This window comes from Paenibacillus sp. J22P169 (assembly GCF_059691995.1).
In genome coordinates this window covers 1,226,527-1,240,440 of record NZ_JCAUAO010000001.1, presented here as the reverse complement: position 1 = coordinate 1,240,440, position 13,914 = coordinate 1,226,527, and the positions used below count along the sequence as shown (strand labels likewise).

Sequence of the window (13,914 nt, the reverse complement as noted above, 5' to 3'; positions counted from 1 at the left end):
TGGTAGGTTAGATGGCTTTACAGCATGATTACATTGAAAAGGTTTATGCAGGTTGGCTTGCTAAGGTGATTGGCGTGAGGCATGGTGGCCTCATCGAGAACTGGACGTATGAACGCATTGAACGAACATTTGGAGAAATTACAGACTACCTGCATGAATTTATTAATTTTGCAGCGGATGATGATACGAATGGACCTATCTTTTTCTTACGTGCTTTAGAGGATTATGTGTGTGGAACGAGTATTACGGCGGGGCAAATGGGATTAACCTGGCTGAATTATGCGCCTGACGGCCACGGATTCTATTGGTGGGGGGGCTACGGCAAATCTACTGAACATACCGCCTACTTGAATTTAAAAAATGGCATTATGGCACCGCGCTCTGGATCAGCGGAACAAAACGGACTTGCGGTCGCCGAACAAATTGGCGGACAAATTTTTATCGACGTCTGGGGACTTATTGCGCCTGGCGATCCCAAGCTTGCCGCACATTTTGCTGAAAAAATCACTTCCGTCTCCCATGACGGGAATGGGAAATACGGTGGCATGTTTATTGCGGCATGCATTGCAGCTGCCTTCGCTGAGCAGGACATTGAACAAATTATTGAGCAAGGACTTTCTGTTATCCCTGAAGATTGTGCCTATACACAGGTTACACGCGCTGTCATCGACTTCTATAAGAAGAACCCAGACAATTGGCGGGATGCTTTTCATTTTGTCAAAAACAACTATGGCTACGATAAATATCCAGGACATTGTCATATCATTCCGAATTCGGCTGTTATGATTCTATCTCTGCTATATGGTGAAGGCGATTTCTCTAGAACGATTAACATTTGTAATATGTGTGGGTGGGATACGGATTGTAACGTAGCGAATATTGCTACCATTATGGGCGTTCGAGGGGGGATTGCGTGTATTGATGAGAAATGGCGGAAGCCGATCAATGATTTCCTTTGCTGCTCAAGCGTCATCGGTTCACTCAACATACTCGATATTCCTTGGTGTGCTTCCTATATTGCCAAGCTAGGCTACAAGCTTGCGGGCGAACAAGCACCTGAGCCATGGGCAAGTATTTTTGCCGAAAAGCATAACCATTTCCACTTCGAATACCCAGGCTCCACCCATGCCTTTCGACTCGAACATACGGATCCTTTGCCTGTAACGGGCTACTTAGAAAACTCAGAGATACGATCAGCCTCCGGTGAACGAGCACTGAAAGTCCATTTCAATAATGTGCAAGGGGGCTGCGCTTATCGTGTGTATCACCAAACCTATTATCGACCACACGACTTCAACGACAGCCGGTATGATCCGAGTTTCTCACCCATTTTATATCCAGGACAGACCATGGAAGCGAAGGTGGTTCTGCCTGAAGCGAGAGGTCAGCGAGTGAAAGCTCGTCTGTACGTGAAGGATGGCAACAGCGGAGCCTATCATTATGGTGAAGCTGTGCAATTAATTGCGGATCAATGGACGCAGCTGCAATTCCAGATTCCTAAATTAACGGACGCCTGCTTGGAGCATGCGGGCATTGAGCTCATTCCAATGGACGGGAAAAATGAGAAGGGACCTAGTCTAGTCTGTTATATCGATGACGTCGTTTTCAATGGCAAGCCGAATTATGAGATCCATTTTGCAAATGAAAGATTAGAGAAATGGACAGGTTTGCATATCGAAGTTAGCCAATTATCCTATTTACGCGGGATTTGGACGCTAGAAGATGGCGAATTAAGTGGAAGTTATGCCGGGGAAACAGCGGAAGCCTATACGGGCTTACTGGAATGGGACAATTATGACTTTAGCGCAACCGTCATTCCTAAGCTTGGCGAACACCATCGAATCAATTTCCGTGTGCAAGGAGGTATTCGTTCTTATGCCGTTGGATTCGCGCCGACTGGCAAGCTAACGTTGTATAAGAATGAGAACGGCTATCGCGTACTGAGTGAAACCGATTGTGCTTGGGAACTAGGGAATGAAGCGGTGATTACCGTCAGTGCCGAGAATAATCGCTTTCAAATCGCAGTAAATGGCGTATTGCATCTTGCGTATACGGATGAGGATCAGCCTTACTTAACTGGGATGATTGGCTTCTCGAATGCAGCGGGCAGTCATACGCATTATCGCAGCTTTTCAGTTGTCGGCATTTAACCTGCCAGAAAGAGGTGTCTTCCGATGAGCAAGCCTAATATTGTCGTTATCTGCAGTGATCAACATCATCCATTGATTACCGGATACCGTGATCATCCCTATATCCAAACGCCGAATCTCGATTCGCTTGCTGCAGACGGGACGCATTTTACAAGCGCTTATAGCAATTGCCCTGTGTGTACACCTAGTCGAATGAGCTTTATTACTGGCAAATACCCGCATCAGATCGATAGCTGGTTTCTCGGTTGTCCACTTGATCCTGAGGAGATGACGTGGTCGCGTAAACTGGATCAGGCGGGAATCACGTCGGCCATGTTTGGGAAAATGGATTTTTGCGGCGACTATCAAGACGGTGGTTTTACCGAGTATAAAATCATTAAGAAACGCCCCGCGTTTACTCCGTATCCACGGACGACCCCGTTATACTCACGACTCGAAGGCCATGTACGCGTGGATAAACGACAACATATTCTCAATGCAGGCATTCGAGAAGATGTTGTGACAGATGGCGATACGGGCTACAATCGGGATCTTGGCTTCTACGATCATGACCGCGTTGTGACGGATTGGGCGCTTGATTTCTTACAGCGTAAAGGCGGGGGAGAAGAGCAGGAGCCATGGGCGATGTACGTCGGTCTCATGTTTCCTCATTGGCCGTACAAAGTACCGAAGCCTTATTATGATATGTATTATCCGGATCGCGTGGCGCTGCCGCATGATGCTCATTTTCCGAATGATCATCTGCATCCACAAGTACGCAATATGCAAAATGCACTTGGGCTAGGAGAGATTACAGAAGACAATCTGCGTAACGTCATTGCTGCGTATTACGGTATGATTACGGCACTGGACGACAATATTGGCAGAATCATAGCCGAGTTGAAGACCCAGAACCTATACGACAACACTTATATCGTTTATATGTCCGATCATGGTGAAAATCTAGGTGAGCATGGCTTGTTTTACAAGCAATGCAGCTATGAAGCTTCTGTTGGCGTGCCCTTAATCGTGAAGGGACCTGGTTTGCCAAGTGGCAAGCGAATTGATCATCCGGTTAGTCTCGTTGATTTGTATCCAACCATCATGGAGATGGTTGGTTTAGAGGCAGAGTCAGATCGTCCTGGAAAGAGCTGGCTGCCTTTGATAAAAGAGGGAGAACAAGAGGGAAGGAATGACTACGCATTTTCCGAATATCACGGCAACTTTTTCAAGCAAGATTGGTATATGCTGGTGAAGGATGGCTATAAATACACCTACTATGTGCATGACCGTCCATCCTTGTTTAATCTCCAGGAAGATCCTCAGGAATTGAAGGATTTGGCTGAAGAAGCTGGGTATGAGGAGCGGCTGGCTCAGTTTGAAGAGCTGTTGAGAAGCATTCTTGATCCAGAGGTTGTTTCTCAGCGTGCGAAGAGTCAATTGGGACTTATTGGGCCAGATGGGGAGGATTATACGCTTACAATGACGGATGCTGAATGCAAGGAACTCATTAAGCAAGGCGTATTTCAAGATGAATTGGAATTTCCGAAATGGACGGGACCGTTAGGCGTTCTGCACAAAGGATAATTGAATAGTAGGGTGGAAGAGCCTGAGGAATCAGGCTTTTTCATTTATCATTTAGCGAATACTTAATGACATTAATTATAGCAGGGTGTCGCATTTCTTTACTTCGAGTTAGAAAACCGTAGAATAGAAGTATGGCTTGGAAATTTCATTTGGAGTTGATGAATCATGTATCTGAGAAGACTTGAAATTCAAAAGCAAGAGAATATCGATGCTGAGAAATATCCTTTTACCATCCCATCCATCCAATCTCTGACTTCGATTACATTTGAGAAGAATGTCACTTTTCTGGTCGGAGAGAATGGTTCAGGGAAATCAACAATCCTTGAAGCCATCGCGTACCAATGCGGATTTAACACGGCGAGTGGCGGTAGAAACAATGTATATGACGTCAATGCTGCTCATTCCATTCTGGGGGAGCACTTACGTCTTTCTTGGATGCCCAAAATAACGAATGGTTTTTTCCTAAGGGCTGAAACATTTTATAATTTTGCTAGCTATTTAGACACGATTCCCGAAAGCTTACCCTATTATGGGGGGCGCTCGTTACATGAGCAATCGCATGGCGAAGCGTTTCTATCACTTTTCAAGCATCGATTTGGGAAAAAGGCGATTTATCTGCTCGACGAGCCCGAGGCGGCATTATCTCCTGCAAGGCAGTTGGCCCTAATGCGTGTTATCAAGGATTTAGAGAAGGAAGCTCAGTTCATTATCGCTACACATTCTCCAATATTGCTTGGATATCCCGATGCGCAGATTCTAAGTTTTGATGATCAACCCATTAGTGAAATTCAATATGAGGAAACGCTGCACTATATGATTACCAAACGATTTCTTGAAAATCGAAAAACGATCTTAGATGAGCTGTTCAAAGATTAATTCATTGCCAACTATTTGAGTACCGAAAGTGGTTCGAAATTGGGGTAAACATATGGCGAATTTGGCGCCGTAATTTTTTCGATTTGGGAGGCAGCAATCGTGAAAATCTCGTTGCCCTTGTAGTTCCCATTTTGAATTGTTCCCGTAACCTTGACCCACATATCCTGTGGGAAAGTTTGCGCTGAAGGGAACTCTACCAAAACCCCGTAAGGCGATGCATCCGCTGAACAACAGCTCACCGCAAATCGACCAACAACGAATTGGTTCGTCCTCATTTTATCCTCGCGATACACGAAGCCTGTTAATTCAATTTCTTTACCAATAAAGTTTTCCTTGAAGAGGTCAATCGTTGATAGGATCTCCATGTAGATGTCGGGTTCAACAAGAATACGATCCTTGTGATAAAGAATGACACCCATCTTGGCAAAATCCTCATTCCATTCATCAGGAGCTTGAAATAATTGCTCGACATCAGACTCTGACATAGTAACTTGTGGAGTATCAGGTTGTGTGGCCCGCCATGTTGGGCTGCTAGTGGCAGGTTTAGAGTAGCTCGACAGATTGTAGGGCTCTACTCGGGGACTAGCCAAACTGGATGTCGCAGCGGAAAGATTAATCCCCTTGGCTGCAACCATCGTGCTGTTTAAAGCTGTGTCCGGAAGAAGGAAGCCGAGAACTAGCGGTAAAATGAGAAGTCCATTGGCCCCCATATTTCTTAGGTTTGAACGAGTAACCGGCGGACTGCATTCACAGGCTACTGGTTTACCCCAATAGGCGCGTAATGCCATAAAACCTTGAAAGCAAGCTAGGATATACAACAGAACAGATGCCATTTTGACGTAAATCATCATACGCGGGGCAATGTACAGCTGCAGTGAATCGGATTTTGTTAGGACAACAATATAGCTAGAAAATCCAAGCAAAATTAGTGTGCGAAAGAAATGATGAAAGCTAGTTACTTGAATGTAATTCAAAACGAATTCCCCCCTAAATATGTTCCAAAATCAATGAACAAACAAGAACCATGCAAGAAATTAAAAGAGCTAATAGCAAGACAAATCTGGATTTAAACACCGAAAGCAACATAAGTGTACTTTTGAAATCAAGCATTGGCCCGAAGACAAGGAAAGTTAGCAAGGAACCTGAGGTAAACGAGGTTTGGAAGGAAGACGCTACGAAAGCATCTGAGGTCGAGCAGATAGAAAGAACATAGGCCAAACCCATCATAAAGAAGTGAGAAGAAATGGGGCCTTGCCCAATGGCAAGCAGACTTTCTCGCTGCATAAAGACTTGAATAAGTGCGGTTAGCAGGGCGCCGAAGACAAGGAATTTGCCCATTTCAAAAAACTCATTAGATGAATGAACGAAAAATGTCGTTACTTTATTTAAAAAACCACTGTGCTGCTGACGATGATGATGGTGGTGGTGGTGATGACCTTGAGCGATTCGTAAAGGACTATGTTTTACTAACCGATAAAGAATCAACCCGATCACCATGGTCACCATGAAAGCTAGTCCCATTCGAGAATAGGCGATGGCAGGTTGATTGCGGAATGCCATAAGTGTAGACGCAAAGACAATGGGGTTAAGGATGGGGCCAGCAATAATGAAGACGACAGCGATGTAGATTGGCATTCCTTTCAGGATAAATCTGCGAACGATCGGAATCATGCCACACTCACACATAGGGAAAAGAATGCCTAACAGGCAAGCAAAGAGTATACCTAGTACAGGGTTTCGGGGAATAAATCGGCGAATCGTTGTCTCAGATACGAACGTTTGAAGCAGAGAAGACAGCAGGACACCTAGTAAAATAAACGGTAATGCTTCTAGGATAAGGCTAATGAATAGGGTCTTAAAGGATTGCAGGTGCTCAACGGTAAAAAAGCTGTACAAGAAATCAATTTCTTTGAAAAGAAGTACAATGAGAATGAAACAGAGCGTTGTAAGAACCGACATACTTGTTCGGTATACGTTACTTAACATGGTTGGTAACTCCTTAAATGATCTTATTGTTCATGTTATTAAAAGTAATATTTACGATTAAAATGATAAGCGAAGATGGCATTTCTTGCAAGCATGATATTGACAGGGTGGAAAAAGAAAGATATATTACTTGGTGTAATACGTAATTTTTACTATTAATAAAAGCGGATTGGAAAAGTTCTGGTTGAATTCCGATAGAAAGCATTCGATCTTCTTTTGAATTCATTCTATGTCACAATCGTAAAATTTACGCATTAATTTATCGAGAAGGAGTTGATGGATATGTTAATTGCTTCCTTGCATAAGGTGGAGTTCGGATATACGGATATGCCCTGTATCCAAGATGCACAAATGGACATTCAGTCTGGCGAATTCGTAGCAGTGATTGGTCCCAATGGAGCGGCTAAATCAACTTTGCTTAAACTCATGTTGGGCCTGATTGAACCATGGAAAGGTCATAGATTCTTGTCACCGACGAATAAGCAAGGAGAACAACTGCGAGTGGGCTATGTGTCACAGCAGATCTCGGCATTCAATAGTGGATTCCCAAGTAACATCTGGGAGTTTGTACAATCAGGAAGATTTGCCCGAGGACCGTGGCTCCGCAAGCTTCGCAAAGAAGATGATGCCGTGACCGAAGCAGCCCTCCGCCAATTGGGCATGTGGGATTTGCGCAAGCGTAGAATCGGCGAGCTGTCAGGTGGACAGAAGCAGCGGATTTGCCTAGCTAGAGCACTAACGCAAGAGCCGGATATGCTAGTACTAGATGAGCCGACAACAGGGATGGATCAGGCAAGCCGAATAGGCTTGTATCAACTCATGCATTATCAAGTGAAGGTACTTGGCAGAACAGTTGTTATGGTCACTCATAATTTGGAGGAAGTGACTCCGTACATAGACAGAGTTATTGAATTAGAGAGAAAGGAGGAAGGCGGATGGAGATGCTGCACTACGACTTCATGCAACGGGCATTTTGTGCCGGTGGGCTAGTAGCAATCATTGCTTCGGTGCTAGGCGTATATTTGATGCTGCGCCGACAAGCGTTAATGGCAGATATGCTCTCTCACGTTTCGTTAGCCGGTGTGGCTGGAGGTGCTTTAATCCATATCCATCCTACATTGGCTGGCTTTGTCGTAGCATCACTAGGGGCTGTCCTTGTTGAATACGTGAGGAGGTCCTATAAATCCTATAGTGAAATCTCGATCGCCATTATTATGATTGGCGGACTGTCGTCGGCCGTTATTATGATGAGTCTGAGTCCAAGTATGAACAAAGGTTTATCCGCGTATTTATTCGGGTCTGTTGTAGCTGTGAATGAAACAGAGCTTGTGCTTATGTTCTGTGTGGCGTTAATTGGCGGGCTATTTTTCTTTCTTTTCCGTCGCCAACTGTATCAAATCACATTCGATGAAGATACCGCGAGAGCGAATGGTATTCCAGTGAAATGGCTATCCCTAGGCTTTAGTGTCCTTACGGGGATGATTGTTTCAGCGGCTATGCCCATTGTTGGGGTGCTTCTCGTTTCATCACTCATTGTACTGCCAGCTGCCTTAGCGATACGCATTTCGCCTAGTTTTACGGCTTCCATTTTAATCGCAATAGGGGTGGGATTACTGGGGGTGTTTTCAGGACTTACCGCTTCCTATTCTTTCAGTACGCCGCCTGGAGGAACGATAGCGATGATGCTCTTGCTCGTACTTATCGTAGGCTTAAGTATTCAGAAAGTGATTGTGCGGTTTCGAAAGACAACAAACAAAGCAATAGTTGAAGATAAGGTTTCCTTACCATTATTTCAAACCTATCAGGAGGAATTTTAGAATGAAATTATTTTTTGTAACAAAATCACTTGTAATTACTGCTATAGCAGCTGTATGTTTGGCCGGATGTACATCTAACCCCGTCTCAAGCGATGGTAAACTCAACGTCGTGACAAGTTTTTATCCGATGTATGAATTCACGAAGCAAGTTGCTGGTGATCATGCAAATGTCATTGCGTTAATTCCAGCGGGTTCAGAACCACATGATTGGGAGCCTAGCGCCAAGGATATGAAAAAGGTGAAGGAAGCCGATGTATTTGTTTACAATGGTATCGTGGAAGGTTGGGCAGAACAGGCCCTGCACAGCGCAGAGAATACGAAGCGTGTCGTCATTGAAGCAAGTAAAGGGATTGATCTTATGCAAGGTTTGCAAGCAGAAGAAGGGGAAGATGGCCATGACTTGGATCCGCATGTATGGTTAGACCCCACTTTAGCTCAACAAGAAGTGGAAGCTATCGCACAAGGTCTGATTCATGCGGATCCAGCTCATCAAGATGATTATCGGAAGCAAGCTGATGCATTTATCGGTAAGCTTAAAGCACTTGATGAAACGTTTCGAGCAACCCTTGCGACTGTGAAACACAAAGAGTTTGTCACCCAACATGCGGCATTTGGATATTTGGCCAAAGCGTATGGCTTAACGCAAATTCCCATCGCAGGTCTGTCACCTGAAGAAGAACCAGCACCGGACCAAATGGCGGATATTATTCAATTTGCGAAGGAGAAGCAAGTCAAAACGATCTTTTTTGAAACGTTAGTGGATCCGAAGGTTGCGACTACGATTGCCAAAGAAATCAATGCCACAACGGATGTGCTGAATCCACTTGAAGGATTAACGGCAGAGGATAAGAAGAAAAACTTAGATTACATAGGCGTTATGACGAACAACCTCCACGCACTGAAGAAGGCATTAGAAGAATAGCAATTATTGAATAGCGTGATGTGCTGCAAACCAAAGTTTGCTTTTTATTTGACATATATACGTAATAATTACGTTTAAAATAAAGCCGCACCCCTGATCGCTTTCACGGGCGTGGCTTTATTTTTTCCGGAAAATGAGATAAGTAATGATCGTTAATGCGAGATAGATGATTATCACAACAGCTAGCGTGACCATTCGCTCAGTCAGACTGCCGTCAGCAAACAACACGGGGCCTAACCCAAATAAGGTTACCAGTGCGTACAAGACGAACATGACAAAACCAAGAACAAGTTTAATCTTCATTCCCTCCAAACGGATTAATTCATGCCAAGCATGTTTAAGCCTAGCTTTATGCTAGTGTGGTCTATTTTATCCGTTAAATAACTTGCATAAACCCGAAATTTGGGAATTTCGACTTGAAAGTCACTGGGAATCATGAATAGCTTCTGTTCATCCAGATAGGGTTGTGCTGGTGCGATTCAAAAGATTCGTTTTACAGATTATACGCTTATTAGTAGAATGCTATCTAGACGGCTATCACTAATTTCATATTGTAACGAAAGGTGAGAGAATTATGAAACTTGGACAAATGAAAAAGATCAATCTCTTGGAGGCCACTAGGCACATCAACGAGTATACTAACTTTGTTGTCAGCGAAATTAACGACCATGTTTTGCGGGCAGCTGTCATTGATGGCGAATTTCATTGGCATAAGCATGAAGACTGTGATGAGCTATTTCTTGTATTGGAAGGGGAATTAATCATCGATTTCGAAGACCAAACTATTGTTTTAAAACAGGGTGAGGTGTTTACGATTCCCCAGAACGTCATGCATCGAACGCGTTCTAATGGAAGAACAGTTAATCTTTGTTTTGAAAAAGGGGACAATATCATCAACGGAAGCTAGAAAATGTGGGGGATACTTGAATATGAAGTCAAAACTAATACTCGTTGAAGGATTACCAGGCTCTGGAAAATCAACGACTGCACAGTTAATCTTTGATATTTTGCAGGAAATGAACGTTAAGGCCAAGTTATTTATGGAAGGTAATCTGGACCATCCCGCTGATTATGAGGGAGTAGCTTGTTTTACCAAAAGTGAATTTGAAAATGTCATGGCAGCTTGCACACAAGATGTCAAAGCAATATGCAAGGAACGTGTAGTAGAACAAGGAAATCGTTATTTCTTACCGTATCGGAAAATTGAAAATGAGCTAGATCTACAATTTCCTGATGTAGTATCCAGCTCATTTCATCAACATGACATCTATGAATTACCTTTGACGTTGAGCAATCAATTGATAGCAGAGAGATGGAAACATTTCACGGAACAGGCAAGAAACAGCGAGATCGTATATATATTTGAGTGCTGCTTTATACAAAATCCTGTGACGCTGGGGATGATCAAATATGATGCTAAGAGAGAAGAGGTTATCGATCAGATAAAGAATCTAGCCACAATCATAGCCCCATTACATCCACTATTGATTTATGTAGAGCAAACCGATCTGGATTTTTCGTTTCGTAAAGCCGTTGATGAAAGATCCACAGAATGGTCAAATGGTTTTATTCATTATTACACCAATCAAGGCTATGGCAAAGCGAGAGGCTGCACTGGACTAGAAGGAACTTTACAGGTACTAAAAGCGAGATCTGCATTGGAGCAAGAATTGCTGGACCCATTACAGGTAAAGGTAGTACGAGTCAACAATTCCGCTTTCGATCTTAACCTGTACAAATCAGAATTAGTTCAAATGTTGAAGGCCCACTTGCCAAACTAACATAGCTCAACCGATTAGAATAATCTCCTGGCCGTGACAAAACGCTTCTTCCATTTCTCATCGAACGCAGTGATATGAACGCCAAGCTCTTTCGAATAGGTTTGAAGGATCTTACCATCTCCCGCATAAATGCCTACATGACCGATATCGAGCCCGCGAGCTGTGAAAAATAGGAGATCCCCTTTACGAATGTCGTTAATCCCGACTTCTTTCCCTTTCAGCGCTTGGTCGTAGGAAACTCGCGGCAAATCAATGGACAATACGTTGTCAAAGACATATTGCACGAAAGAAGAGCAATCGAACGTGTTAGTTTGACCAGCCGCGGCACCGAATTCATAGGGGGTTCCCATAAATTGAGACCCGAAAGCAATTATCGCATCCGCTTGCTTCGCAGCCAAAGCCGCGGTCGTGTAATCGGTATACATCGAAGCAGCAGAGATGAAGCCAATTGTACCGTCTTGAGTTTGTACCTCCAACCAATTCGAGTTGATTTCTCGAATGACGTGAACCTTTTCTGTTTTCGGAATCATTCGAAGGATGTGGGTATCGTTATCTTTTTCTGGCGTGTCGCGCAAGTTGACGCCATATTGAATTGTGGTTTCATAGTTGTGAACGGATGAAATCGTAATCGAGCGGGAGTAGTCATGCCACTTCACAAGATTGCCAAGCGTTTCACTAATAAATCGTAAGGGAATCATGGTAGATCCATCGATAATTTTGCCGGGTAGGGGCAGTTCTAGCCGTTCTTTATTTTTATAAGCGTACATGTCTCCGATTTGGTAGGTAACGGTAGTGCCTTCTTTCACGGCAGTAACAGTTCGCGTGTTCTCATCCCAAGAGATTTTAGCACCTTCTGCCTCAAAAAGGGCACGCATGGGAACGAGGCTATAGCCATTTTCAATAACGGGAGGAGTCTGAAAGGACAACGGATGTCCATCCAAATACACGGAAGGTGAGACATTCTCGGCCGCTTGTACAGACGTCCCATGAAGTAGAATTATGCTTAATATCGTAATCTTCGCACCTTGAAGGAATCCATTTTTTATCCTCATGTAGATATACCTCTTACTTTCTGATAATTCCTATATAATTCGTTGAAAATATATACCTTAAGTCCGTAATTTAGAGACTAATATATGGAAATAGAAAAGAGGACTCCTTTCGGAGTCCTCTTCGACGGTGAGTAGATTTGATGGTACTCTTGCCTTGAACCTTACTTCGCTAGGTCACTACCTCATCACATCATTGCAGTATTGAAACTACAGTAAGTGGAATGCGGCACATCTCCTCGCCTCCATATGGATTCAATAACAACTTCCCTTGTGTAAATTGTCTGCGACACAACACCTCACCACTGCGTCACCGTCATAAATTATTATGTCCGCTCCCCTGAGACAATATACACAGATTATCTTAAAAGTTGTCAACATTGAATACATATAGAAGCAACAACGAAAAGGGGTGATCCACATGCGCCCAGGCTACGGAATGTTCCAACAACAAACGGCAAAGTTGCGGATAACCCCTCAGCTTCGCAAAGCAATCATGATCCTCAAACTCTCGACGCCAGAATTACAAGAGGTTGTCCAGCAGGAGTTAGCGGAGAATCCCGTATTGGAATTCGCCGGAAACGAATGGGAACTATCTAACGCCACTCCTAGGTTCTTTCGAAGAATCGAAAGTAATGATCCTATATTTGACCCGTTGCTATATGCCGCCTCGAACGATGTATCCTTGGAAAGACACTTAAAGGAGCAGTTGAGTTTTGTTAAAAAAATACCGCCAGCCATTCGTAAAATTGTCTCCTTCATGATCGGCAATTTGGACAATAATGGCTATCTTGGAGCCAACTTGCCTGAGATTTCTGACATTTGTAAGGTGGATACGACCCATGCAGAGTATGCATTACGTATTTTACAGAGTTTTGAGCCCCGCGGCGTAGGAGCAAGAGATTTACATGAATGCCTGTTGCTTCAGGTACAGTCTCTGTCAGAATGCTTTCCGTTAGTTTCACTGTTAATTCGCAGCCATCTAAAGGATGTTGCTGCTTACCGCATTCCTAAATTAGCGACGAACCTGCAAGTGTCTCCACAGGAAATTCAGGCTGCGATCGATGTGATCAAAGGATTGAATCCTAGACCTGGCGCAGCCTTTCATATAGAAGCTATTCAATATATCATTCCCGAGGTGATCATTGAGAAGGCAGGCGAACAACTCGTTGTGTTGTTGCATCAAGCAACATCTTCAAGACTTTCGGTTAATAGTGATTATGAACGAATGGTCAGAGAGAACACTGAGAATAATGAAGCAGCCAAGTTTCTTTCAGGTAAATTACATGCCGGGAAGTTCTTCATGAAGTGTTTGGAGCAAAGACGAAAGACCATATTCCGAGTAACGCAAGCCATTGTGGAGGAGCAAGCCGATTTTTTCTGGCATGGAACTACCCATCTCAAACCAATGACGTTAAAGCAGATCGCTGATAAATTGGGGGTGCACGAATCAACAGTCAGCCGCGCTACGGCGGGGAAGTATGCTCAAACACCATGGGGTATTTTTGAACTAAAATATTTCTTTCCCTCTGGTTTGCAAATGGACATGGGTGATTCTGCATCCTCCGAACATATTAAGATGAAATTGAAGGCATGGATCAACAACGAAAGCCCTGGTAAGCCGTATTCCGATCAAAAATTGGCTGATCTTATGAGGCAGGAAGGCATTCATATATCTCGTAGGACGGTAGCCAAATATAGAGAAGAGCTTGGAATTTCTTCTTCTGTGCGAAGGAAACGCATATAGTTGGAATACATGGAGAATGG

The 13,914-nt window shown here is 43.7% G+C and carries 13 protein-coding genes; 9 read left to right on the top strand and 4 right to left on the bottom strand.

Features of this window, described 5'->3' with window-relative positions; all coding sequences use genetic code 11:
- Positions 1-11 precede the first annotated feature (11 nt).
- The 3 genes from AC58QG_RS05795 to AC58QG_RS05785 all read left to right on the top strand — a co-directional run bounded on the left by AC58QG_RS05795 (position 12) and on the right by AC58QG_RS05785 (position 4,592).
- Positions 12-2,150: an ADP-ribosylglycohydrolase family protein gene (locus AC58QG_RS05795; RefSeq protein ID WP_497361147.1), complete on the top strand. Its 2,139-nt coding sequence runs from the start codon at positions 12-14 to the stop codon at positions 2,148-2,150.
- Between the two features lie 24 nt (positions 2,151-2,174).
- A complete protein-coding gene (locus AC58QG_RS05790; RefSeq protein WP_497361146.1) occupies positions 2,175-3,716 on the top strand; it encodes a sulfatase family protein in 1,542 nt (513 codons plus the stop codon).
- Positions 3,717-3,881: 165 nt separating this feature from the next.
- Positions 3,882-4,592 (top strand): AAA family ATPase, encoded by a 711-nt coding sequence (locus tag AC58QG_RS05785; RefSeq protein ID WP_497361145.1) that lies wholly within the window; start codon positions 3,882-3,884, stop codon positions 4,590-4,592.
- An 11-nt stretch (positions 4,593-4,603) separates the two neighbouring features.
- Here AC58QG_RS05785 and AC58QG_RS05780 read toward each other — a convergent pair whose 3' ends face one another.
- Together AC58QG_RS05780 and AC58QG_RS05775 are read right to left on the bottom strand one after the other, a co-directional pair.
- On the bottom strand, positions 4,604-5,566 hold the full coding sequence (locus AC58QG_RS05780) for a TIGR03943 family putative permease subunit (protein ID WP_497361144.1): 963 nt from the start codon (positions 5,564-5,566) through the stop codon (positions 4,604-4,606).
- A gap of 13 nt (positions 5,567-5,579) precedes the next feature.
- Positions 5,580-6,578 carry a permease gene (locus tag AC58QG_RS05775; protein ID WP_497361143.1) on the bottom strand — a complete coding sequence of 333 codons (999 nt, stop codon included), beginning with the start codon at positions 6,576-6,578 and terminating at the stop codon, positions 5,580-5,582.
- Positions 6,579-6,860: 282 nt separating this feature from the next.
- Here AC58QG_RS05775 and AC58QG_RS05770 point away from each other — a divergent pair, with 282 nt between their 5' ends.
- From AC58QG_RS05770 to AC58QG_RS05760, 3 genes are read left to right on the top strand one after another with little or no spacing between them, the layout of a single operon-like run.
- The gene (locus tag AC58QG_RS05770; RefSeq protein ID WP_497361142.1) at positions 6,861-7,568 is read left to right on the top strand and encodes a metal ABC transporter ATP-binding protein; all 708 of its coding nucleotides are present in this window, start codon (positions 6,861-6,863) and stop codon (positions 7,566-7,568) included.
- Positions 7,514-8,395: a metal ABC transporter permease gene (locus AC58QG_RS05765; RefSeq protein WP_497361141.1), complete on the top strand. Its 882-nt coding sequence runs from the start codon at positions 7,514-7,516 to the stop codon at positions 8,393-8,395. The genes AC58QG_RS05770 and AC58QG_RS05765 overlap by 55 nt, the downstream gene beginning before the upstream one ends.
- 1 nt (position 8,396) lies before the next feature.
- Complete coding sequence (locus AC58QG_RS05760; RefSeq protein WP_497361140.1) at positions 8,397-9,317, top strand: metal ABC transporter substrate-binding protein; 921 nt, start codon at positions 8,397-8,399, stop codon at positions 9,315-9,317.
- A 117-nt stretch (positions 9,318-9,434) separates the two neighbouring features.
- Here the strand turns inward: AC58QG_RS05760 and AC58QG_RS05755 are convergent, their stop codons facing one another.
- Positions 9,435-9,620, bottom strand: a complete 186-nt coding sequence (locus AC58QG_RS05755; protein WP_497361139.1) for a DUF6954 family protein — start codon at positions 9,618-9,620, stop codon at positions 9,435-9,437.
- Between the two features lie 286 nt (positions 9,621-9,906).
- On the opposite strand from AC58QG_RS05755, the gene AC58QG_RS05750 reads away from it, so the two are divergent.
- Both AC58QG_RS05750 and AC58QG_RS05745 read left to right on the top strand, forming a co-directional pair.
- Positions 9,907-10,224: a cupin domain-containing protein gene (locus AC58QG_RS05750; protein WP_497362790.1), complete on the top strand. Its 318-nt coding sequence runs from the start codon at positions 9,907-9,909 to the stop codon at positions 10,222-10,224.
- A 22-nt stretch (positions 10,225-10,246) separates the two neighbouring features.
- Positions 10,247-11,098 (top strand): P-loop NTPase family protein, encoded by an 852-nt coding sequence (locus tag AC58QG_RS05745; RefSeq protein ID WP_497361138.1) that lies wholly within the window; start codon positions 10,247-10,249, stop codon positions 11,096-11,098.
- Positions 11,099-11,112: 14 nt separating this feature from the next.
- Here the strand turns inward: AC58QG_RS05745 and AC58QG_RS05740 are convergent, their stop codons facing one another.
- Entirely contained in the window at positions 11,113-12,150 is a 1,038-nt protein-coding gene (locus tag AC58QG_RS05740) for a stalk domain-containing protein (protein WP_497361137.1), read from the bottom strand.
- A gap of 436 nt (positions 12,151-12,586) precedes the next feature.
- Between AC58QG_RS05740 and rpoN the strand changes: the two genes are divergently transcribed.
- Entirely contained in the window at positions 12,587-13,894 is a 1,308-nt protein-coding gene (gene rpoN / locus AC58QG_RS05735) for an RNA polymerase factor sigma-54 (protein WP_497361136.1), read from the top strand.
- Positions 13,895-13,914 lie beyond the last annotated feature (20 nt).